The sequence below is a fragment of the Bacillus sp. FSL K6-2839 genome (genome assembly GCF_038003365.1).
Classification (GTDB): Bacteria; Bacillota; Bacilli; order Bacillales; family Bacillaceae; genus Bacillus.
Genome location: NZ_JBBOOZ010000001.1, coordinates 2420476 through 2440095, shown reverse-complemented (window position 1 = coordinate 2440095; position 19620 = coordinate 2420476). Strand labels below are relative to the sequence as shown.

Annotated in this window: 19 protein-coding genes, 21 tRNA genes and 1 rRNA gene; 32 read left to right on the top strand and 9 right to left on the bottom strand. The window is 42.4% G+C overall.

Going from position 1 to position 19620, the window contains the following annotated elements; translation table 11 throughout:
* Positions 1-8 precede the first annotated feature (8 nt).
* From rrf to MHH26_RS12475, 22 genes are all read left to right on the top strand, one after another.
* Positions 9-124: ribosomal RNA gene (rrf, locus tag MHH26_RS12580) — 5S ribosomal RNA — on the top strand.
* A gap of 542 nt (positions 125-666) precedes the next feature.
* Positions 667-742 (top strand) — tRNA-Val (locus MHH26_RS12575).
* 33 nt (positions 743-775) lie between these two features.
* Positions 776-851: transfer RNA gene (locus MHH26_RS12570), tRNA-Thr, on the top strand.
* Positions 852-888: 37 nt separating this feature from the next.
* A tRNA-Lys gene (locus MHH26_RS12565) sits at positions 889-964 on the top strand.
* A gap of 8 nt (positions 965-972) precedes the next feature.
* Positions 973-1055, top strand: a tRNA-Leu gene (locus MHH26_RS12560).
* A gap of 30 nt (positions 1056-1085) precedes the next feature.
* Positions 1086-1157: transfer RNA gene (locus tag MHH26_RS12555), tRNA-Gly, on the top strand.
* A 12-nt stretch (positions 1158-1169) separates the two neighbouring features.
* Positions 1170-1255, top strand: a tRNA-Leu gene (locus tag MHH26_RS12550).
* Positions 1256-1267: 12 nt separating this feature from the next.
* A tRNA-Arg gene (locus MHH26_RS12545) sits at positions 1268-1344 on the top strand.
* Between the two features lie 7 nt (positions 1345-1351).
* Positions 1352-1428: transfer RNA gene (locus MHH26_RS12540), tRNA-Pro, on the top strand.
* An 8-nt stretch (positions 1429-1436) separates the two neighbouring features.
* A tRNA-Ala gene (locus MHH26_RS12535) sits at positions 1437-1509 on the top strand.
* Between the two features lie 25 nt (positions 1510-1534).
* Positions 1535-1608: transfer RNA gene (locus tag MHH26_RS12530), tRNA-Met, on the top strand.
* A 4-nt stretch (positions 1609-1612) separates the two neighbouring features.
* Positions 1613-1689: transfer RNA gene (locus MHH26_RS12525), tRNA-Ile, on the top strand.
* Between the two features lie 7 nt (positions 1690-1696).
* Positions 1697-1789: transfer RNA gene (locus tag MHH26_RS12520), tRNA-Ser, on the top strand.
* A 22-nt stretch (positions 1790-1811) separates the two neighbouring features.
* A tRNA-Met gene (locus MHH26_RS12515) sits at positions 1812-1888 on the top strand.
* A gap of 4 nt (positions 1889-1892) precedes the next feature.
* A tRNA-Asp gene (locus tag MHH26_RS12510) sits at positions 1893-1969 on the top strand.
* 18 nt (positions 1970-1987) lie between these two features.
* Positions 1988-2060: transfer RNA gene (locus MHH26_RS12505), tRNA-Phe, on the top strand.
* Positions 2061-2087: 27 nt separating this feature from the next.
* Positions 2088-2163, top strand: a tRNA-His gene (locus MHH26_RS12500).
* Positions 2164-2174: 11 nt separating this feature from the next.
* A tRNA-Gly gene (locus MHH26_RS12495) sits at positions 2175-2248 on the top strand.
* A 17-nt stretch (positions 2249-2265) separates the two neighbouring features.
* A tRNA-Ile gene (locus MHH26_RS12490) sits at positions 2266-2342 on the top strand.
* Positions 2343-2348: 6 nt separating this feature from the next.
* Positions 2349-2423 (top strand) — tRNA-Asn (locus tag MHH26_RS12485).
* Between the two features lie 3 nt (positions 2424-2426).
* A tRNA-Ser gene (locus tag MHH26_RS12480) sits at positions 2427-2517 on the top strand.
* A 7-nt stretch (positions 2518-2524) separates the two neighbouring features.
* Positions 2525-2596 (top strand) — tRNA-Glu (locus tag MHH26_RS12475).
* Between the two features lie 77 nt (positions 2597-2673).
* Here MHH26_RS12475 and MHH26_RS12470 read toward each other — a convergent pair.
* The 3 genes from MHH26_RS12470 to MHH26_RS12460 form a co-directional block, all read right to left on the bottom strand.
* Positions 2674-3150 (bottom strand): TspO/MBR family protein, encoded by a 477-nt coding sequence (locus MHH26_RS12470; protein WP_034620862.1) that lies wholly within the window; start codon positions 3148-3150, stop codon positions 2674-2676.
* Positions 3151-3236: 86 nt separating this feature from the next.
* Positions 3237-3971 carry a TraR/DksA C4-type zinc finger protein gene (locus MHH26_RS12465; protein ID WP_307500126.1) on the bottom strand — a complete coding sequence of 245 codons (735 nt, stop codon included), beginning with the start codon at positions 3969-3971 and terminating at the stop codon, positions 3237-3239.
* A 117-nt stretch (positions 3972-4088) separates the two neighbouring features.
* Positions 4089-5027, bottom strand: a complete 939-nt coding sequence (locus MHH26_RS12460) for a 1,4-dihydroxy-2-naphthoate polyprenyltransferase (RefSeq protein WP_340973588.1) — start codon at positions 5025-5027, stop codon at positions 4089-4091.
* A gap of 382 nt (positions 5028-5409) precedes the next feature.
* Between MHH26_RS12460 and MHH26_RS12455 the strand changes: the two genes are divergently transcribed.
* From MHH26_RS12455 to menC, 6 genes are all read left to right on the top strand, one after another.
* Positions 5410-6828 carry an isochorismate synthase gene (locus MHH26_RS12455; protein ID WP_307500123.1) on the top strand — a complete coding sequence of 473 codons (1419 nt, stop codon included), beginning with the start codon at positions 5410-5412 and terminating at the stop codon, positions 6826-6828.
* Positions 6821-8563: a 2-succinyl-5-enolpyruvyl-6-hydroxy-3-cyclohexene-1-carboxylic-acid synthase gene (gene menD, locus MHH26_RS12450; RefSeq protein ID WP_034665266.1), complete on the top strand. Its 1743-nt coding sequence runs from the start codon at positions 6821-6823 to the stop codon at positions 8561-8563. The genes MHH26_RS12455 and menD overlap by 8 nt, the downstream gene beginning before the upstream one ends.
* Positions 8548-9399 (top strand): 2-succinyl-6-hydroxy-2,4-cyclohexadiene-1-carboxylate synthase, encoded by an 852-nt coding sequence (menH, locus tag MHH26_RS12445; protein WP_340973586.1) that lies wholly within the window; start codon positions 8548-8550, stop codon positions 9397-9399. The genes menD and menH overlap by 16 nt, the downstream gene beginning before the upstream one ends.
* Positions 9389-10207, top strand: a complete 819-nt coding sequence (gene menB / locus MHH26_RS12440) for a 1,4-dihydroxy-2-naphthoyl-CoA synthase (protein WP_034665273.1) — start codon at positions 9389-9391, stop codon at positions 10205-10207. Before menH ends, menB begins: the two co-directional genes overlap by 11 nt.
* Positions 10208-10278: 71 nt before the next feature.
* Positions 10279-11739, top strand: a complete 1461-nt coding sequence (locus MHH26_RS12435) for an o-succinylbenzoate--CoA ligase (RefSeq protein WP_340973585.1) — start codon at positions 10279-10281, stop codon at positions 11737-11739.
* Positions 11726-12850 (top strand): o-succinylbenzoate synthase, encoded by a 1125-nt coding sequence (menC, locus tag MHH26_RS12430; protein ID WP_060597104.1) that lies wholly within the window; start codon positions 11726-11728, stop codon positions 12848-12850. The genes MHH26_RS12435 and menC overlap by 14 nt, the downstream gene beginning before the upstream one ends.
* Before the next feature lie 106 nt (positions 12851-12956).
* Here menC and MHH26_RS12425 read toward each other — a convergent pair whose 3' ends face one another.
* From MHH26_RS12425 to MHH26_RS12410, 4 genes are all read right to left on the bottom strand, one after another.
* Entirely contained in the window at positions 12957-13148 is a 192-nt protein-coding gene (locus MHH26_RS12425; protein WP_034665287.1) for a hypothetical protein, read from the bottom strand.
* 25 nt (positions 13149-13173) lie between these two features.
* On the bottom strand, positions 13174-13332 hold the full coding sequence (locus MHH26_RS12420; protein ID WP_008360682.1) for a DUF1540 domain-containing protein: 159 nt from the start codon (positions 13330-13332) through the stop codon (positions 13174-13176).
* 68 nt (positions 13333-13400) lie between these two features.
* Entirely contained in the window at positions 13401-14447 is a 1047-nt protein-coding gene (locus MHH26_RS12415; protein ID WP_181185487.1) for a cytochrome d ubiquinol oxidase subunit II, read from the bottom strand.
* A 21-nt stretch (positions 14448-14468) separates the two neighbouring features.
* Positions 14469-15800, bottom strand: coding sequence for a cytochrome ubiquinol oxidase subunit I (locus tag MHH26_RS12410; protein ID WP_340973584.1), 1332 nt, complete (start codon positions 15798-15800; stop codon positions 14469-14471).
* A gap of 175 nt (positions 15801-15975) precedes the next feature.
* Between MHH26_RS12410 and MHH26_RS12405 the strand changes: the two genes are divergently transcribed.
* On the top strand, positions 15976-16218 hold the full coding sequence (locus MHH26_RS12405) for a type B 50S ribosomal protein L31 (RefSeq protein ID WP_034665302.1): 243 nt from the start codon (positions 15976-15978) through the stop codon (positions 16216-16218).
* A gap of 264 nt (positions 16219-16482) precedes the next feature.
* On the opposite strand, the gene MHH26_RS12400 is transcribed toward MHH26_RS12405, so the two are convergent.
* Positions 16483-17460 carry a metal ABC transporter substrate-binding protein gene (locus MHH26_RS12400; protein WP_340973582.1) on the bottom strand — a complete coding sequence of 326 codons (978 nt, stop codon included), beginning with the start codon at positions 17458-17460 and terminating at the stop codon, positions 16483-16485.
* A gap of 212 nt (positions 17461-17672) precedes the next feature.
* Here MHH26_RS12400 and MHH26_RS12395 point away from each other — a divergent pair, with 212 nt between their 5' ends.
* On the top strand, positions 17673-18239 hold the full coding sequence (locus tag MHH26_RS12395) for a beta-class carbonic anhydrase (RefSeq protein WP_034665310.1): 567 nt from the start codon (positions 17673-17675) through the stop codon (positions 18237-18239).
* Between the two features lies 1 nt (position 18240).
* Here MHH26_RS12395 and yidD read toward each other — a convergent pair whose 3' ends face one another.
* Positions 18241-18465, bottom strand: coding sequence for a membrane protein insertion efficiency factor YidD (yidD, locus tag MHH26_RS12390; RefSeq protein WP_003217666.1), 225 nt, complete (start codon positions 18463-18465; stop codon positions 18241-18243).
* Between the two features lie 126 nt (positions 18466-18591).
* On the opposite strand from yidD, the gene MHH26_RS12385 reads away from it, so the two are divergent.
* Both MHH26_RS12385 and MHH26_RS12380 read left to right on the top strand, forming a co-directional pair.
* Positions 18592-19065, top strand: coding sequence for an S-ribosylhomocysteine lyase (locus MHH26_RS12385; RefSeq protein ID WP_003217624.1), 474 nt, complete (start codon positions 18592-18594; stop codon positions 19063-19065).
* A gap of 114 nt (positions 19066-19179) precedes the next feature.
* Positions 19180-19614, top strand: coding sequence for a FixH family protein (locus tag MHH26_RS12380; RefSeq protein WP_034665315.1), 435 nt, complete (start codon positions 19180-19182; stop codon positions 19612-19614).
* Positions 19615-19620 lie beyond the last annotated feature (6 nt).

The following is a 19620-nucleotide window of genomic DNA, read 5'->3' as shown; positions in this document are numbered from 1 at the left end:
CCATCAGGTTTGGTGGCGATAGCGAAGAGGTCACACCCGTTCCCATACCGAACACGGAAGTTAAGCTCTTCAGCGCCGATGGTAGTTGGGGGTCTCCCCCTGTGAGAGTAGGACGCCGCCAAGCTCTTCTAAGGATCAGTTTCATACGGAACTGGTCTTTTTGTGTTGCTTGAGAGGATATTTTTTTGATTGCACTTGTTTGATGAACGTGCGGCACTCCAACTCATTTACAAGTATGTGAGACATTTTAAATCAAAAAGATAGAACGTTCATCATATTATAAATCCTTGTTATGAAAAAACTAGTAGAGAGATAGAGTATTAGATTATAGAAGGGGACTGTATCAATCTTTATAGTTAACTCTATTCTAATATCTATAAAAACTGTACCTAAAGTTTGATTCCAAGGAATACCTATACCATGAAAGCATAAAAATAATAGGCTGCTGATATTTCTGAAGGAATTGACCGTTATTAAAGAGAATATAGAGAGGAGAACTTCAGCTGATAAACGTTGAATGACAGTAGTTTGAATGGAGAAAATGACGATCATTTGCTAAAAGAAATACCAATGAAAATTGAAATAAAATTTTTTTAATATAGCCTTTACAAATGATGAAAACCTGTATATAATAATCTTTGTCGGATCGAGAGATTCCTACATAGTGGAGGATTAGCTCAGCTGGGAGAGCATCTGCCTTACAAGCAGAGGGTCGGCGGTTCGAGCCCGTCATCCTCCACCATATTTATTCTTACATAATGTTAGGATAGATAAAGCCGGTGTAGCTCAACTGGTAGAGCAACTGACTTGTAATCAGTAGGTTGGGGGTTCAAGTCCTCTTGCCGGCACCACTTTCATATGGTAAGATAGACAAGTCGCTTTTAAAGAGAGCCATTAGCTCAGTTGGTAGAGCATCTGACTTTTAATCAGAGGGTCGAAGGTTCGAGTCCTTCATGGCTCACCATGTTTCATGCGGGTGTGGCGGAATTGGCAGACGCGCTAGACTTAGGATCTAGTGTCTTTATGACGTGGGGGTTCAAGTCCCTTCACCCGCATTGCCAAATAAAATAAAGAAATCCTGTAATGCGGAAGTAGTTCAGTGGTAGAACACCACCTTGCCAAGGTGGGGGTCGCGGGTTCGAATCCCGTCTTCCGCTTATACCATCCACGCCGGGGTGGTGGAATTGGCAGACACACAGGACTTAAAATCCTGCGGTAGGTGACTACCGTGCCGGTTCAAGTCCGGCCCTCGGCATTATAAAAATAAGCGCCCGTAGCTCAATTGGATAGAGCGTTTGACTACGGATCAAAAGGTTAGGGGTTCGACTCCTCTCGGGCGCGCCATTAAGATCGGGAAGTAGCTCAGCTTGGTAGAGCACTTGGTTTGGGACCAAGGGGTCGCAGGTTCGAATCCTGTCTTCCCGACCATCTTTTATGGGGCCTTAGCTCAGCTGGGAGAGCGCCTGCCTTGCACGCAGGAGGTCAGCGGTTCGATCCCGCTAGGCTCCACTTTTTAAAAGATTATTTTGATCATGGCGGTGTAGCTCAGCTGGCTAGAGCGTACGGTTCATACCCGTGAGGTCGGGGGTTCGATCCCCTCCGCCGCTATAAAGGACCTTTAGCTCAGTTGGTTAGAGCAGACGGCTCATAACCGTCCGGTCGTAGGTTCGAGTCCTACAAGGTCCACCATCTATACGGAGGAATACCCAAGTCCGGCTGAAGGGATCGGTCTTGAAAACCGACAGGGGTGTCAAAGCCCGCGGGGGTTCGAATCCCTCTTCCTCCGCCATATTTTTTAAAACCCATATCATCGCGGGGTGGAGCAGTTCGGTAGCTCGTCGGGCTCATAACCCGAAGGTCGCAGGTTCAAATCCTGCCCCCGCAACCAAAATGGTCCGGTAGTTCAGTTGGTTAGAATGCCTGCCTGTCACGCAGGAGGTCGCGGGTTCGAGTCCCGTCCGGACCGCCATTTTCAAAAAGAATACTTGGCTCGGTAGCTCAGTTGGTAGAGCAACGGACTGAAAATCCGTGTGTCGGCGGTTCGATTCCGTCCCGAGCCACTTTTATAAAAAAATATTGACAGTATGGCGGTTGTGGCGAAGTGGTTAACGCACCAGATTGTGGCTCTGGCACTCGTGGGTTCGATTCCCATCAATCGCCCCATACATATTTTTGCGGGTGTAGTTTAGTGGTAAAACCTCAGCCTTCCAAGCTGATGTCGTGGGTTCGATTCCCATCACCCGCTCCATTTGTATATCCGTTCATGGGCCTGTAGCTCAGCTGGTTAGAGCGCACGCCTGATAAGCGTGAGGTCGGTGGTTCGAGTCCACTCAGGCCCACCATGATATTCCGCAGTAGCTCAGTGGTAGAGCTATCGGCTGTTAACCGATCGGTCGTAGGTTCGAGTCCTACCTGCGGAGCCAAATGGAGAAGTACTCAAGTGGCTGAAGAGGCGCCCCTGCTAAGGGTGTAGGTCGCGCAAGCGGCGCGAGGGTTCAAATCCCTCCTTCTCCGCCATTTATCTGGCCCGTTGGTCAAGCGGTTAAGACACCGCCCTTTCACGGCGGTAACACGGGTTCGAATCCCGTACGGGTCATGTTTAAAAGAGGTCTTGTCAAAGATCTCTTTTTTATTTTCTTCAAAAGGAAAGACCGCCATCATAGCGGTCTTTTTTTACATATTCATGGAATAGATCGTATAAGACAAGTATGTTGCAAAGAAGCCCCATAAGACATAAGGGATCAGTAAAATTGGAACGACTTTGCTTAGTTTACGCGAGACGATGACAAGTGCAAGTGCTGTCAGTGCTACAAGCAGGCAGTCGATCGTAGCGGCAAATAAATCTTTTTGTGTAAATTGAAAAAAGCTAAAGGCTTGATTAAATACGTAATTTAAAAGAAAAAGAATCCAAAATGGTAAAGTGATTTTTTGAAATCCGTACTTTCCATAAATGATCGCTGCGGACAACGAGATCAGAGCAAATAAGACAGCCCACACAGCACCAATTACACCACCACTCGGTGTCCATTCTGGTTTATTCAGTGCATCATACCACTCTCTGTCAATCGGAAACAAGAATCCGGCAATAGAGAATAATGCGTATGTAATAAAGAAGACAACCACTGCCCAAATGATACTTTTTCTTGCCATTAAGAATCTCCTCCAATCAAATTCACTCTTAAAGTGATTTCCCAATCATTACATGATATAAACATAAAGCCCCCAATATGAGGGGACTAATGATTTTCTTCTGTATAAGGTTCTTCTTCGTACGGCTTCAAGTCACCAAATACCGTCATGACACCTTCTTCGTCTAATGCCTCTTCATAGGCTTCGTGGGCTTTATTTGGATATACCTTGCTTGCTTTGCCCTCAATATCAGCTGCTGCGAATCCTTCATAGTCCTCCACATAATCTTCATCTTCTGATTGCGTATACACATCATCGTATGTCAATGGAGGGAATTCCATATCGGACGGGGTATCAGAGTTTCCATAGCGTTCTACGTCTTGATATGCATCCTCTCCATCGTAGGCTGCGCTTTCTTCATTTTCAAATTGACCTGATGGCGGACTTAATAAATCCTCTTCAATCGGACGGTTTTGTGAAACGGTTTGTTCTTTTGAATGTTCTGTGCATGTGACGGCACTAGGCAAGGCTTCTAAGCGTTCCTTTGAAATAGGGGCCTTACAGACCTTGCACAGACCATAAGAGCCGTCTGTGATGGCTTGAAGTGCTTCATTGATGTCTAACAGATGTTCATGTTCCAAACTGTTTAACGCAATATCTTTCCCGCGTTCGAATAGCTCTGTCCCTTGATCACCTGGGTGGTTATCATAGGCTGACAGTTCTCCGAGCGAATCATAAGGAAATGATACTTTTTGTTCATCGTCATGGCTTTTAGCTTCGAGTTCTTGCTTTTCATCGAGAAGTCGCTGCTTCAAATGATGTAATTCGTCTTTAGACAACAAAGCGATCATCCTTTCATATCAAACATAATGTTAGTATGAGCAATTTTGTCTGCAAGACTAGTTCCAATTTGAAGCAATTCCTCATGAAAAAACGCCTGCGGCTGCAGGCGTTCTTTGTTACGCAATATAGTATTGTAAGATCAAAGCGATTGTCAGCAGGAAACCGAAAAATGTATTGGTTTGAGCTGTAGATTTCATGGCATTCATTAATTCAATTGGTTTTTCTTTTTGCTTAAATTCTTTGATAGCTGTATATGCTTTTGGCACACTGAGTAAAACAAGAAGACTCCAAAGGCCGACAATATCTGTGAAGATATAAACAAAAATAAGTACGTATGAGACCAAAAACATGGAAAGTAAAATGTTCACTGCAGCTTTTCGCCCAGCAAGGATTGCAAGTGTTTTTCGTCCATTTTCTTTATCGCCGTCTAAATCGCGGATATTGTTCGATAGTAAGATGGCACCAACTAAAATAGAAATTGGTAGTGAAACGAGAAAAGCTTTAGATGTCAGTGTGCCTGTTTGGATATAGAAACTAATCAAGATGATTCCTAGTCCCATAAATGCACCTGACACAAGTTCTCCAAACGGCGTATATGCAATGGGTACAGGGCCGCCGGTATAGAAATAGCCTGCTGCCATACAAATGAGTCCTATCAGTGCAATCCACCAGCTAGACATCATGCAAATATACACCCCTAGTAGTAAAGAAAGCGCAAATAGTGCATAAGCGAGGATGAGGACTGTTTTTGGCTTCACACCGTTTCTTACAATGGCTCCGCCGATGCCAACAGATTTCTCGTTGTCCAATCCGCGAACATAATCAAAGAACTCATTAAACATGTTCGTTGCGATTTGGATAAACATAGATGCAAACAGCATAGCTAAAAATAGCCCAACATGTATTTGACCACTTGGAAGTGCTAGAACAGTTCCTAAAGTAACGGGAATAAATGCCGCTGTTAATGTATGCGGTCGTAGTAAATTCCACCAAATCCGCCAGTTCTTATCAGGCTTAATCGGTGAAAGCTGATCTGATATCGATTGATGCTGCATAAAATATACTCCTTTAAATAAAAAAATACGTACACGTCCAAATTCCAGTTTAGCAAAGTTCAAAAAGGTGTCAATATATTGATGCGATGAAACCGAAAAAAGATGTTTGCTAATCGTTGCCATATCGAGAGAAAGCTTGATCTTAGAACAGGACTTGCCATTTTTCCTTTAGATGCTCTCGTTTCAAGAAGCAGGAGCGAAAAAATCTAGAAAGCGTGATATAATAAGGATTCGAGGTTTTAAAAGCTGTTTTCTTTACTAAGTTCATCTGTTAAGGTTTATAATAGAAAAGCAGGTCATTCGACATACTCGAATGATCATGTATTTTTTCATTATGGTTTTATTTTTTTATGTTATTTCATGGATTTTGGAGGAATGTATCATGGTGACAACAGTGCAAAGTACTTTCCGGCAGGAAGCGCTTGCGACATTAGAAGAAGCGAATAACGTCAACCATGCTGTTTTGATAAGCTACTCCAGAAGAGTTGACGATCTGGATCCTCTTGCCTTTTTCCAAAGCGGCGAAGCGGATTTTTTAGGCGAGCGGTTTTTTTGGTCTGATCCAGAAAGCCAAATGATATTTTCTGGACTTGGCAGAGCGGCCGTCATTAAATCAACTGAGCAAGGCAAGGAACGATTTGATATAGTCCATCAAGAATGGGAACAGCTGAAGCAGCACATGTTCCATTTTCATGATGAGAAAGAGTTAAGGCAAGCGGCTGTTGGTCCGCTTTTATTTGGAGGATTCTCATTTGATCCGTATGAAGAGAAGGCGCGTCACTGGGAAGCTTTTGGCGAGGCTCATTTTTTTGTGCCATCGATGATGCTCACTGTCTCGAAAGAAGGCACGTTTCTTACGATCAATGAATGGAAGCAGGTGGACGGGAATGTTCATCAGCTCATTCAAGAATTAGAACAAAAAGCCTCTCATTTCGAAACATTACCGTTCAGACATGATGGACAAGCTGAACTTGTTCATATGGAAGAACTAGATGTGAAGGAATGGATGAAGGCGATCCAAGAAGCGACAGACCACATTCGTGCAAACGAATATGAAAAGGTTGTTTTAGCAAGAGAAGTCTTGCTTCACTATAAAAATCAAATTGAACTCGCTCCACTGTTAGCAGAATTATTAAAGCATCAAACAACGAGTTATGTATTTGCGGTTGAACAAGGAAGACAAGCATTTGTCGGAGCTACGCCGGAACGCTTAGTAAAAAAAAGCGGCGGAGAGGTCTTTTCATCTTGTTTAGCAGGTTCGATTGTTCGAGGAAAAGATGAAGCGGAAGATCGAGCATTAGGCGAGGAACTGCTGCATGATGAGAAGAATTTGATTGAACATCAAATTGTCGTCAATATGATTGAGCAAGCATTTGAGGCCAATTGCCTTCACGTGCACAAACCAAATCAACCTAGTCTTTATAAAACAAAAAACATTCAGCATTTGTTTACACCGATTGTGGGAGAAATTAAAAGCAGCTGTTCCCTCTTTTCATTAATTGAACAGCTCCATCCGACGCCAGCATTAGGCGGATATCCGAAGGAAAAAGCGGTTGAGGTCATTCGTGAAATCGAACCGTTGAAGCGTGGCTGGTACGCGGCGCCGGTGGGCTGGATTGACTCTCAGGATAATGGAGAATTTGCTGTCGCCATTCGGTCAGGTCTTATTGAGGAAGACCATGTTCGTTTGTTCGCTGGCTGCGGCATTGTAGAGGATTCCCTTGCAAAGCAGGAGTACGAGGAAACGCAAGTGAAATTAAGACCAATGCTATCTGCTCTTGGAGGTCGTCCGATTGAATAATCAAATCATGACAACATATATTGGCAGATTGATGGATGAATTTGTACAAGGTGGTGTGAAGGAAGCGGTTGTCTGTCCTGGTTCCCGTTCAACCCCGCTTGCGATGCTGGCTCTTGCCCATCAAGACATCAATGTTCATGTATTAGTGGATGAACGGTCTGCTGCTTTTTATGCGCTTGGTCTTGCAAAAGCAAGTCAAGCACCAGTGCTGCTTATTTGTACATCAGGTACGGCAGCTGCTAACTTTTACCCAGCCATTGTAGAGGCACATTATTCCCGTGTACCACTTATTGTTTTAACTGCTGATCGGCCGCACGAATTGAGGGAAGTTGGGGCACCTCAAGCGATTGATCAGCAATTCTTATTCGGTAAGTTTGTTAAATGGTTCACAGACTTAGCATTGCCAGAAGAAAGTCAGACGATGTTACGCTATGTTCAGACGGCTGCGGCAAGAGCAAATCATATGTCAATGCAAGAGCCGAAGGGACCTGTTCAGATCAATGTCCCTCTGAGAGAACCATTGCTTCCTGATTTGTCTATTGATCCTTTTGAGCGAGAAGAAACTGGCCGAAAAAAGGTCATAGCTGCAGGACAGGCTTTCCCAAATGATGATGTGATGTCTGAAATCGTGACGGTCATGAACCATTCCAAAAAGGGACTGATTGTGTGTGGTGAACTTCATACGCAGGAAGAGAAAGAGGCAGTGTTACGTCTTTCGAAAGCCTTGCATATTCCGATTTTAGCGGACCCGCTTTCTCATTTGCGAAATGGTCATGAACATGCAGATCTTATTATTGATGCGTATGATTCATTATTGAAAGATGAAGCATTGCAGCAGCATCTATTGCCGGATATGGTCATTCGTTTTGGACCGATGCCTGTGTCCAAACCTTTATTCAAGTGGCTGGAAAAACATGTGGAAGTGAATCAGATTGTCGTTGATGCTGCCGGAGGTTTTCGAGATCCTGGATTAAGTGCTTCATACGTCATTGAAAGTGATGTGGCAACTTTTGTAGATGAAGTATTCAAGAGAGCGGATCAACGTGAGGATACAAGTTTTCTAAAACGCTGGCAGAATGTTAATTCTTCATTCAGAACGCATGCATCCCATTATTCTGATGAGAATCTGTCATTTGAGGGAAATGTGTACCGTCAGCTTCAGCATCTCTTGCCGAAGGAGAGTGTCCTTTTTATCGGAAACAGTATGCCGATTCGTGATGTGGATACATTTTTTGAAGCGCAATCGAAGCCTTTTCGGATGATGGCGAATCGAGGAGCCAATGGCATTGATGGCGTTGTGTCTACAGCACTTGGCACGTATGCGGCTTTGAAACAGCCAGTCACCTTAGTGATTGGAGATTTATCATTTTATCATGATATGAACGGTTTGCTTGCAGCTAAGCTGCTGGACATTCCGCTGACGGTTGTGTTGTTAAACAATGATGGGGGAGGCATCTTTTCTTTCCTTCCACAGGCGTCTGATGAACCGTATTATGAAAAACTCTTCGGTACGCCGACTGGACTGAATTTTGAGTATGCTTCGAAGCTGTATGGGGGAACCTATTCGAAACCGTCAACGAAACAAGAATTACATGATGTCTACATGGCACATATAGAAGAGCCTGGGCTTCATTTAATTGAAATTGAAACTGATCGCCATTCTCGTGTAAGCAAGCATCGTCAAATGATGGATGACATATTGGAAGAAGTGAAAAAAGAATGTCTTCTTTCATAATACGGATGCGTGATGGTGTGGCGTACGAGGTGGTGGATCAGAATCCATTGGCTGAGAATGCCACGCTATGCTTACATGGCTTCACTGGAAGCGCGGCTTCTTGGACGTTCTTGAATGGTTATATGGAGAATACAAGATTGATTCAAGTCAGCTTGCTTGGACATGGCCGCACGGACTCACCAGAAAGTATGAGAAGATATGCGATGTCACATCAGCTGGCAGATCTTGCAGAGATTTTAAAGCAATTAAAGCTTCACAAAGTGAATATTCTCGGATATTCTATGGGAGGACGTATTGCTTTATCATTTGCCTCTCGTTATCCAGATCGTGTCAACAAATTGATCCTTGAGAGTACCTCTCCAGGGCTTCGCACTTTTAAAGAGCGGATGGCAAGACTCAAACACGATCATCAGCTCGCTCAGAAACTTAGACATGAAGGTTTAGTGAAGTTTGTGGATTTTTGGGAGAGTATTCCACTGTTTGCTTCGCAGAAAACTTTATCAGCTGAAACGCAGGCTCAACTGAGAGAGGGAAGGCTGAAAGCCAATCCACTTGGACTGGCTCGCAGCTTAGAAGGCCTAGGAACAGGTTCGCAGCCCTCTGTTTGGAAGGCATTAAAGCATATGAATTTACCTGTTTTGTTGATTTGCGGAGCGCTTGATGAAAAGTTCTGCAATATCGCCAAACGTATGCAGCAGGAGCTTGAAGACAGTCAATTCATATTGGCTGAGCAGGCTGGGCATACAGTTCATGTGGAACAACCACATTTTTTTGGTAAAATAGTAAGTGAGTTTATTACGCAAGATTTTAGAGGAGGAACTATTGATGGCTATTGAATGGCAAACTGAGCGTCAGTATGACGAAATTTTATATGAAACGTACAATGGGATCGCAAAGATCACGATTAATCGTCCACATGTACATAACGCGTTTACACCAAAGACTGTGAGTGAATTAATTGATGCATTTTCACGTGCTCGTGATAATTCAAATGTTGGTGTAATCGTACTTGCAGGAGCTGGCGGCAAAGCATTCTGTTCTGGTGGAGATCAAAAAGTACGCGGCCATGGCGGCTATGTAGGAGACGATCAAATTCCGCGTCTAAATGTATTAGACTTACAGCGTTTGATTCGTGTGATTCCAAAACCGGTGATTGCAATGGTTGCTGGTTATGCAATCGGCGGCGGGCACGTTCTTCACGTTGTATGTGACCTGACAATCGCAGCAGATAATGCAATTTTTGGACAAACTGGTCCAAAAGTAGGCAGCTTTGATGCTGGTTATGGTTCAGGCTACCTTGCACGTATTGTTGGTCATAAGAAAGCGAGAGAAATCTGGTACTTATGCCGTCAATACAATGCACAAGAAGCGCTTGATATGGGACTTGTCAATACAGTTGTACCATTAGAGCAGCTTGAAGAAGAAACTGTGAAGTGGTGTGAGGAAATGCTAGAAAAGAGCCCGACTGCTTTACGATTCTTGAAGGCTGCATTTAATGCAGATACGGATGGATTAGCTGGAATTCAACAATTTGCAGGAGATGCGACACTTCTTTATTACACAACAGATGAAGCAAAAGAAGGACGCGATTCCTTTAAGGAAAAACGCAAGCCGGACTTCGGTCAGTTCCCGCGTTTCCCTTGATTCAATCATATCGATGAAAAACAGCTTAGTGCATCAGACTAAGCTGTTTTCTTTTAAGAAGAGGAGGTGTCATGATGAAGCAACCTAATTGGCTGCTGTACCGTGCTTATTTAACGCCAGAAAGAATCGCGCTCATTTATCAGGATAAAAAGTGGACATTTCGCGATTTAGCTGATGAAGTAAATGAGCTTTCTAATAGACTTGCAGATGCATCATTGAAAAAAGGGGAAACGGTTGGGCTTTTGATGAACAATCAGCCTCAAATGGTGATGCTTGTTCATGCTTGTTTTTCATTAGGATTAAAAATCGTGCTATTGAACAATAAGTTAACAAAAGCTGAGAGGCGCTATCAGCTTGAAGATGCAAAAGCAGCCGCTTTATTAACTGAACCTGTTTATGCCAGTGATCATAAAGGTGATCTCCCCGTTTATACAATGGAGACTTTACCTGAAGCAGGTCAAGATAATGAAAAGAAAATCGAGAGCGAATTTGATTTGAATGAAACAGCGACCATCATGTATACATCTGGCACAACAGGACGCCCAAAAGGCGTGGAGCAAACGTTTGGCAATCATTTTCATAGTGCTGTTTCCTCTGCACTAAATATGGGCATCAGAGAGGATGACCGCTGGCTTATTGCACTGCCTCTTTTTCATATTAGCGGGTTATCCGCTTTATTTAAGTCTGTGATCTATGGGATGACTGTTGTACTTCATGAGAAGTTTGATGTCGATGAAGTAAAGGATTCTATTGAACAGCATCGTGTGACGATGATATCTGTTGTTCAAACGATGTTATCCCGTTTATTAAGCAGACTGGAAGAATGCCCGTCTTCTTTGCGCTGTCTTTTATTAGGCGGAGGACCTGCGCCTTTTGCGATGCTTCAAGAAAGCAAAGAGAAAGGATTCCCTGTGTTTCAATCGTACGGTATGACGGAAACCTGTTCACAAATTGTGACCCTTGCGCCTGAATTTAGTGTAGAGAAGCTTGGATCAGCTGGAAAACCCCTTTTTGGGTGTGAGCTGAAAATTCAAGATGGTACACGCACTTGTCGTCCTTTTGAGCATGGCGAAATTATGGTGAAAGGGGCAAATGTCATGAAAAGATACCTTTACCGTGAAGAAGCAACCACAGCTGCCTTTGATCAAGGCTGGCTGAAAACGGGTGATATTGGCTATGTGGATGAGGAAGGGTTCTTATTTGTGCTTGACCGCCGTTCAGATTTAATTATTTCTGGCGGTGAGAATATTTATCCTGCTGAAATTGAAGCGGTTCTGTTAACACATCCGCATGTAAAGGAAGCCGGAGTGGCGGGTATGTATGATGATAGATGGGGAGAGGTACCGGCTGCCTTTCTTGTCACAGACCATAAGATACCGGAGAATGAGCTCTATGCATTATGTGAGTCGCATTTAGCAAAATATAAATGGCCCACCGCTTTTCACTTTGTGGACGAGCTGCCAAGAAATGCGTCGAATAAATTGCAGAGGCACAGACTCAAATCAAAGGGGTTTTTAGATGATTCAAATTGAACGAGTGATTTTATATCATGTCACGATGAAGCTCAAGCAGCCATTTACAACAAGTCTTGGAACCATCTCAGAGCGTGAGTTTATTATTGTCGAGGTAAAAGATCAAACAGGATTGACTGGATGGGGAGAGGTGTCAGCCTTTTCTTCTCCATGGTATACAGAAGAAACCATTGAGACTTGCTATCATATGCTGAGAGCTTTCTTTATACCGAATGTACTGACACGCACCTTTACACACCCTTCAGAAATACCAGACAGCCTGTACCAATTTAAAGGTAATAGGATGGCGAAAGCGGGAATCGAAGCGGCTGTTTGGGATATTTATGCGAAGCGTGAGAATAAGTCGTTACGCGATGTATTAGGCGGCACCAAAGAGAGAATACCTTCTGGTGTTGTGGCGGGGTTAGGACCCATTGACGACATGCTGAAGCAAATTCAGCAATATGTTGACCAAGGCTATCAGCGTGTGAAGGTGAAAATTAAGCCGGGACAGGATATTGGACTTCTTAAAAAAATTAGAGAGTCTTTCCCTAACCTTCCATTAATGGCGGATGCAAACTCTGCTTATGAATTAAAGGATATTAGCAAGCTCAAGCAGCTCGATGACATTCGTTTATTAATGATTGAACAGCCATTAGCTGCAGATGATATCGTGGATCATCGCCATTTGCAAAAGCATTTAAAAACACCGATATGTTTGGATGAAAGTATTTGTTCTTTAGATGATGCTAGAAAAGCTGTAGAGCTTGGCAGCTGTCAAATTATTAATGTGAAGCCTTCACGAGTTGGGGGGCTGACAGAAGCCCTTAAAATCCATACATTCAGTAAGGAGCATCAAATTCCATTATGGTGCGGAGGGATGATTGAAACAGGCATTTCCCGCGCGCAGAACGTGGCACTTGCTTCCCTTCCTCAATTTACAATCCCAGGTGATATTTCAGCTTCATCAAAATATTGGGAGCAAGATATCATTTTTCCTGAAATCAAGGTTGAGAATGGTTTTATTGAGGTACCTCGTTCCCCAGGAATGGGCGTAGAAGTGGACTATCAAGCGCTTCGTTCTTTTTCAGATAAAATTGACGTGTTTACAAAACATGATTTTGTGATGTGAAAACGAGTGAATCACCTTTTGCACATCCAATAAAATCTATGTATAGTGAGAGAAAGTTTTTCCTTCCTGTCTCATTAAGAAAGAAAGAGCGGTGATCCGCTCTTTCTTACTCTTCTACAAGCTCGCTGTCGTAAGCAAGCTGTCCGATATAGTGATTCATTTCATTGGGCATGTCTGCTGCATGGCCATATTCATAATCCCAAAGGTTTAAAAAGGAGTGAGCAGCCTGATAAAATGCGGCTTCGTCCGCGTCATGAATTTCGTCAAAAAACGTTTGAAGCAGCCGATCGTGTTTCAATGTGAAGCGCCTCCTTTAATGAGACTTAAAGATCTTGTGGTTTAAACGTTTTACAATCCGTTTCTTCACTTTTTTCAGCCGTATTTCCTGTGTGGCTGACGACATAGATTGCATCTGCCCCACAGCGGTTTCCAGCATTCCAATAGGAACAGTTATTGACTTCACAAAGGATTTTTTGACTCATACAGATGACCTCCTTTTGAGTATGTCTTTCTTCTATAATGTAACCGAAATGAACCTCGTCCATTCATGTTAATCTTCCTGACGAATATAGCGCTTATCCTTCATAAACAATTTCCAGAAGAAATAGAACCCAGGGAATAAGATGATAAAACCTACAATATAGGTGATAAACAATGCTCTAAATGTGACAGGGTCTGTAAATCCAGACATGATTGTAATATCTGGATAGGCCATATAAGGCAAGTGGGCACGTCCGTACACGTAGCTTGCTAAAAAATATTGAATGGTAATCGCAATGACAGCTAAACGTGGCCGGCCTTTCCGCTGCTTAAACCGGCTGTTTGGTAAAAATAGAGCTAGTCCTGCTAGCAAAAACATCAGGAGTGATACAAGAAGAATAGGAATGTTCTGCATCATTTTTGTGAACAGCCAATTGGCCTCGCTTCGTAATGTCAGCATGATAAAAAAGGCCATCAAGAGTGAAAGCGGACCCGTAATGAGAGCCCCTCTTCTATAAATGCTGTAAGCTTCATCTTCATCAGCCACATTCGAGAAATCAGCTAAAAGCAAAGACGAAAGAAAAAGGGTGCTGAAAATGGCAAAGCCGACAAAAGAATAGACATTTGCACTCGTAAAGACCAGTCCAAGATCTAATGAGTAGACGTTGTTCTCCTGAAAGATAAATCCACCATGAGTAATCGGAAGAACCATGATCAGGATGGACGGAATGATAAAGCCGCTAATCCCTGAAATGTAAGTAACCGCTTTTCGGTATTTTTTAGGGAGAGAATGAGAAAACACGAGAAACCCGCTTCGCAGTGCAAGTAGTAACAATATGATGCTGCCGGGTATTAATAAAACGGTACCAAGTACAAAGGTCGCACCTGGAAACAAGCTAAACAATGCAACAACAATCGCCACAATGAAGACGTTTGTTACTTCCCATGTTGGAGAAAGATATTTATTTGCAATATTAGCGGCCTTTGTTTGTTCTCTATTCATATAAATCATCGACCAAAATCCTGCGCCGAAATCCATTGATGCCATCACTGCATAGATAAAAACGAATCCCCATAAGATGGTGATTGCAATGAGCGCATCAGTTGTAACATCCATTTGCATCTAGATCGCTCCTTTTTAAGATTCTGTTAACCGTAGGTCTTCTTCAATCGAATGTTTTCTAAAGTAGTACGTCAGTACAATAACGGTTGCTATGCCTAAGATGAGATAGACAATGGCAAAAAGGATAAAGAGCGTACCGATTGAACCGGATGATGTGACGACCTCTGAGGTTTTGAGCATTCGATAAATGACCCATGGCTGACGGCCTGTACATGCAAAGATCCAGCCGAACTCAATGGCCAAAAGACTAAGGGGCCCGCCGAATAAGTAAAGAAAAAGGAGCCACTTCGGATAATGTTCGCGTTTTAAAATTTTGCGGTAAAGCAGTGCTAACACTGCAAACAAAATGAGGACTGAGCCAATGATAACCATGCCGTTAAATAATGTGTGAATAAATAAAGGCGGCCACTCGTCACGAGGGAAATCATTTAAGCCTTTGACCACCGTATCAAAGCTATTTCCTGCCAGAAAACTAAGCGCCCAAGGGATTTCAATTGCTCCTTTAATTTCCTGTGAATCGGCATCAGTAAAACCACCTATTGCAAGAGGCGCATGTGATTGTGTTTCAAATAAACCTTCAGCACCGGCTAACTTTTCAGGCTGATATTCATACAGAAGCTGAGCAGACTCATGACCATTTAAGGCCGTAAGAAATGAGAAAAGGCCTCCTACAATAAGTCCAAGAAAAAGGGCTTTTCGATGAAAAGTATAGAGTTTCTCATTCTTTCTTGTTTTGAGCATTTTAAAAGCGGCCACCGAAGCAATCACAAAAGCACCTGTTGTAAAAGCAGACAGCACGACATGTGTCGCAGTCACCACAAAGCTTGGATTGAAAAAGGCCTTCCAAGGCTCGATATTTGTAATCTCTCCATTGACCATTTGAAAGCCAGCAGGTGTTCCTTCAAACGCATGTACGTTTGTGATCAGAATCGCTGAAGCGGCTGCGCCAATCACGACAAAAATAACGGTAATGATGCGCATAGCAGGTGATAGGCGATCCGCTGCGTACACATAAATAGACATAAATAATGCTTCAATAAAGAACGCATAAATTTCAATCTGAAATGGCAGTGACATGACCTTTCCGATGACCTCCATAAAACCTGGCCATAGAAGAGCGAGCTGGGTACCAGCAATCGTGCCTGTTGGAATGGCGACACCTAACAAGACAGCCTGCGCATTCGTCCACCGTTTGGCCATGACAGCATAGTGAGGATCCTTCGTTTTTTGGAAGATGAGTTCAGCTAACAAAATCATTAGCGGGATGCCGACGCCAAGCGAGGCATAAATAATATGAAAGCCCATGGTTGTGCCGAACAGGCTTCTAGCTAAAACGAGATCAGTCAATTTTTTCTCCGCCTTTCTTATCGCTTCTCTTTTTCATGATGTTATTATTCTCCACCATTTTTAGATTATTCTTCCTGACTAAGAAAGCTTGATTTTTGACAAGTTGTAAAAGAGGGAGTAAAATATAAATATAAAGCGTAATCATTACGTTTTGATAATGAAAGGAGTTTTGACATTGAAAAGAGATATTCATCCAACCTCACATGAAGTTGTATTTATGGACGTAAACAGCGGTTACCGCTTCTTGAGTAAATCGACAAAGACATCCAATGAAACAGTAGAATGGGAAGATGGGAAAACGTATCCTGTGATTAAAGTAGAAACAAGCTCTGATACGCATCCTTTTTATACAGGACGACAAAAATTCGGAGAAAAAGGCGGAAGAGCCGAGTTGTTTAAGAAAAAATATCAAATGTAATAAAAAGCACACCCTGCATTGGTGTGCTTTCAGCGTGTAGACAAACTGTCAGTCCTGTGCGCCGATGCTCACGAATGTTAAATTCGCTCCGCAAAGGTAGCTGTCCTTCCTAGACTTCAAAGGTTTTCTATCACGCTGGAAAGAAGACAAAGGGCTAAAATAAACATCATTTTAGCCCTTTGTCTACAATCTAAAAGCACACCCTACAAATGGTGTGCTTTTTTGCAGCAAAAAACCCCGGATGATCACCCGGGGTTCTAGTAATTAATCATTTAAAGCGGTTTTTAAGGTCTTTAGATTTTGTTTCATTAAGCTGATGTAGCTTTCGCCATTTTTGGCATCATCTTCAGTAATAGATTCTAGATTTTTAAGTGTGAGGGTTTTTGCCCCAATTTCACTGCGGATTGTATCTGATACTTTGCTGCTGACGTTGTTTTCAAAAATCACATATTGAATGTGATGCTTTTCAGCTTTTTGTACAATGCTTTCGAGCTGTTTTTGTGAAGGCTCTTCAGAAGCGGATAACCCTAATACACTGATTTGCTCAATACCGTAGCGCTTTTCCCAATAACCGTAGGCTGCGTGAGAAACAAGGATTTCTTTATGTTTTGCTTTAGATAACGTTGTGTTGAACTCTTGATCTAGCGATTGCAAATCCTTTTTTAGTTTTTCATAGTTTTTTGTGTATTCGTCTTTATGATCTGGATCTAATGAAACGAGCGTGTCCTTAATGTTTTTCGCCATTTGCTTTGCATAAACCGGGTCTAACCATGCGTGAGGATCTTTATCTCCATGGTCGTGTTCATCATGGTCATGAGCTTCACTTTCATGGTCTTCGCCTTCTTCATGTGAATGCTCTTCTTTTGTCGATAACAATTTGATGCCTTCGGCTGCTTTGACTGTTTTCACACCTTGGTCTTTTAACGTAGAAGCGGTTTTATCAGCGAATGCTTCAGCTCCTGTACCGCTGTAGATGAAGGCGTCACCTTCAGCCATTTCAACCATCGTTTTTGAACTTGGTTCAAAGCTGTGTGCATCTGCATTGGCAGGGTAAACACTTTGTGCATGAACGTGAGAACCGCCAATTTTTTCAGTGAAATCTTGGATCGGGAAGATCGTGGTGTAAATGGTTAGTTTCCCGTCTGCCTTTCCTTTTGAAGCATTTGTTCCCGTACTGCTTGAGCAAGCGGCAAGACCGATCGCAAATAAAGCAGCTGTTAAAATATAAAAGATTTTTTTCATGTAGAAATGTCTCCTCTCAATCTATTAGATAGAAATGATTACGATTTAATGTCCTGAGTTATTGTATCGTAATAATTACGATTTGAAAAGAGGAAAATAAAAAAATTTCATCAGCAGATGTTTCCTTTAAAAAAATGCGCTGCAAAACGTGACGAAATTTCTCACATTGTGCTATATTTATTTTTAAAAAAGATAAAGGAATGGGCAAACGTATGAAACTTTTAGATGAAATCATCGAATATAATCAACAGTTTATTGAAGAGAAGAAATACGAAGAATTTACAACAACGAAGTTTCCACAGAAAAAAGCTGTCATTCTGTCATGTATGGATACAAGACTTGTCGAGCTGCTTCCGCGTGCAATGAACATGAAAAATGGAGATATCAAGATCGTTAAAAGTGCTGGTGCTCTTGTTTCTCATCCATTTGGAAGTATTATGCGAAGCATTTTAGTGGCTGTTTACGAATTAAATGCTGACGAGGTTTATGTCATTGGGCATCATGATTGCGGTATGAGCAAAATAGACAGTCAAACACTTTTAAACAAAGCCATTGAGCGTGGTATTCCAGAAAAGCGTATTGAAGTACTGGAATACTCAGGAATCGACTTTAAACAGTGGCTCAAAAGCTTTAGTTCTGTTGAAGAGAGCGTGAAGGACAGTGTGTCCGTTGTAAAAAATCACCCGCTTCTTCCATCAGATGTGCCTGTGCACGGTCTTGTCATTGATCCTGGAACAGGCAAGCTTGACTTAGTCGTCAACGGATATGAAGAAAAATAAGTTATTTTTCCTTTTTCGGCGGGACAGGATCGATGCCGCCAGGATGGAGCGGATGACATTTTAAAATCCGTTTGATGGTGAGCCAGCCGCCTTTTAAAGCGCCATGCGTTTTGATCGCCTCTAGCCCATAGTTTGAGCATGTTGGGTAAAACCGGCAGCTGGGCGGTGTAAGAGGGGAAATACATTTTTGATAAAAGCGTATGATGCCGATAAAAATTTGTTTCATAGAGGTTCCTCCTTGTCTGTCTTTCACAGTATAAGAAAAAAGGACAAGGAAGGAAAGTTTTATAAACTAAGCTGGTCGGAGAAATATGTTATAATATAGGAAATTGCAATTATAGGAGTGGTGATTATGCCTTCAGTTGAAAGCTTTGAACTTGATCATAATGCTGTAAAAGCGCCATACGTTCGTCATTGCGGCGTTCATAAAGTGGGATCAGATGGGGAAGTAAATAAATTTGATATTCGTTTTTGTCAGCCTAACAAGCAGGCGATGAAACCTGATACGATTCATACATTAGAGCATTTACTTGCGTTTAACATTAGAACACACTCAGAGAAATACGATCATTTTGATATCATTGATATTTCTCCAATGGGCTGCCAGACAGGCTACTATTTAGTGGTCAGTGGTGCACCTACTCCAAAAGAGATCGTTGAACTTCTTGATGCAACATTCAAGGATGCAGTTGAGGTAACAGAGATTCCTGCTGCAAACGAAGAGCAATGCGGCCAAGCGAAGCTTCATGACCTTGAAGGGGCAAAACGTTTGATGCGTTTCTGGCTTTCTCAAGATCAAGAAGAGCTTCTAAAAGTATTTGGTTAATAGATCATAAACCGGACATGTTGATGTCCGGTTTTTTGAATTCGATCATGAGATGTCAAAATAGGGGATATTTGTTAAAATGGACATGTCAGTAAAAGAAGGGGGAAACTCGGGATGCGAAAAATGTTGGGAATGATTTTGATGCTCATGTTACTAAGTGCATGTGGGAACTCTGCAGCAAATAGCGGCAAAGGGGAGGTGCCTGAGCTATTAGAAGTGAAGCTTACAGGACCTGAGCAAGTGGAGAAAAATGAAAGCGTTATAGTAAAAGCAGCTGTCACATATGGTGATACCCCTGTTGATGATGCAGACGATGTTCAATTTGAAGTGTGGAAAGATGGTGACAAAGATAACAGCAAGATGATTCAGCCAAAGAAAGAGAACAAAGGTGTATATGAATTGCATACAGCCTTTAAAAAAGATGGCCTTTATATCATACAAGTCCATGTGACAGCTAAACAGCAGCATAATATGCCGAAGACGAATATCCACGTAGGTGATGTGAAAAAAGAGAGTTCATCTACTGAAGCAGAAACCTCACATCATTAAGTGCGA

Coding starts and splice junctions, on each gene's coding strand:
- MHH26_RS12415 (WP_181185487.1), bottom strand. CDS start 14,447: ATGGATGTTACAACTGATGCGCTCATTGCAATCACCATCTTATGGGGA.
- yidD (WP_003217666.1), bottom strand. CDS start 18,465: ATGAAACAAATTTTTATCGGCATCATACGCTTTTATCAAAAATGTATT.
- MHH26_RS12460 (WP_340973588.1), bottom strand. CDS start 5,027: ATGCAGCATCAATCGATATCAGATCAGCTTTCACCGATTAAGCCTGAT.
- MHH26_RS12395 (WP_034665310.1), top strand. CDS start 17,673: ATGAAACTTTTAGATGAAATCATCGAATATAATCAACAGTTTATTGAA.
- menC (WP_060597104.1), top strand. CDS start 11,726: ATGATTCAAATTGAACGAGTGATTTTATATCATGTCACGATGAAGCTC.
- MHH26_RS12470 (WP_034620862.1), bottom strand. CDS start 3,150: ATGGCAAGAAAAAGTATCATTTGGGCAGTGGTTGTCTTCTTTATTACA.
- MHH26_RS12435 (WP_340973585.1), top strand. CDS start 10,279: ATGATGAAGCAACCTAATTGGCTGCTGTACCGTGCTTATTTAACGCCA.
- menB (WP_034665273.1), top strand. CDS start 9,389: ATGGCTATTGAATGGCAAACTGAGCGTCAGTATGACGAAATTTTATAT.
- MHH26_RS12400 (WP_340973582.1), bottom strand. CDS start 17,460: ATGAAAAAAATCTTTTATATTTTAACAGCTGCTTTATTTGCGATCGGT.
- MHH26_RS12380 (WP_034665315.1), top strand. CDS start 19,180: ATGCGAAAAATGTTGGGAATGATTTTGATGCTCATGTTACTAAGTGCA.
- MHH26_RS12385 (WP_003217624.1), top strand. CDS start 18,592: ATGCCTTCAGTTGAAAGCTTTGAACTTGATCATAATGCTGTAAAAGCG.
- menH (WP_340973586.1), top strand. CDS start 8,548: ATGTCTTCTTTCATAATACGGATGCGTGATGGTGTGGCGTACGAGGTG.
- MHH26_RS12420 (WP_008360682.1), bottom strand. CDS start 13,332: ATGAGTCAAAAAATCCTTTGTGAAGTCAATAACTGTTCCTATTGGAAT.
- MHH26_RS12455 (WP_307500123.1), top strand. CDS start 5,410: ATGGTGACAACAGTGCAAAGTACTTTCCGGCAGGAAGCGCTTGCGACA.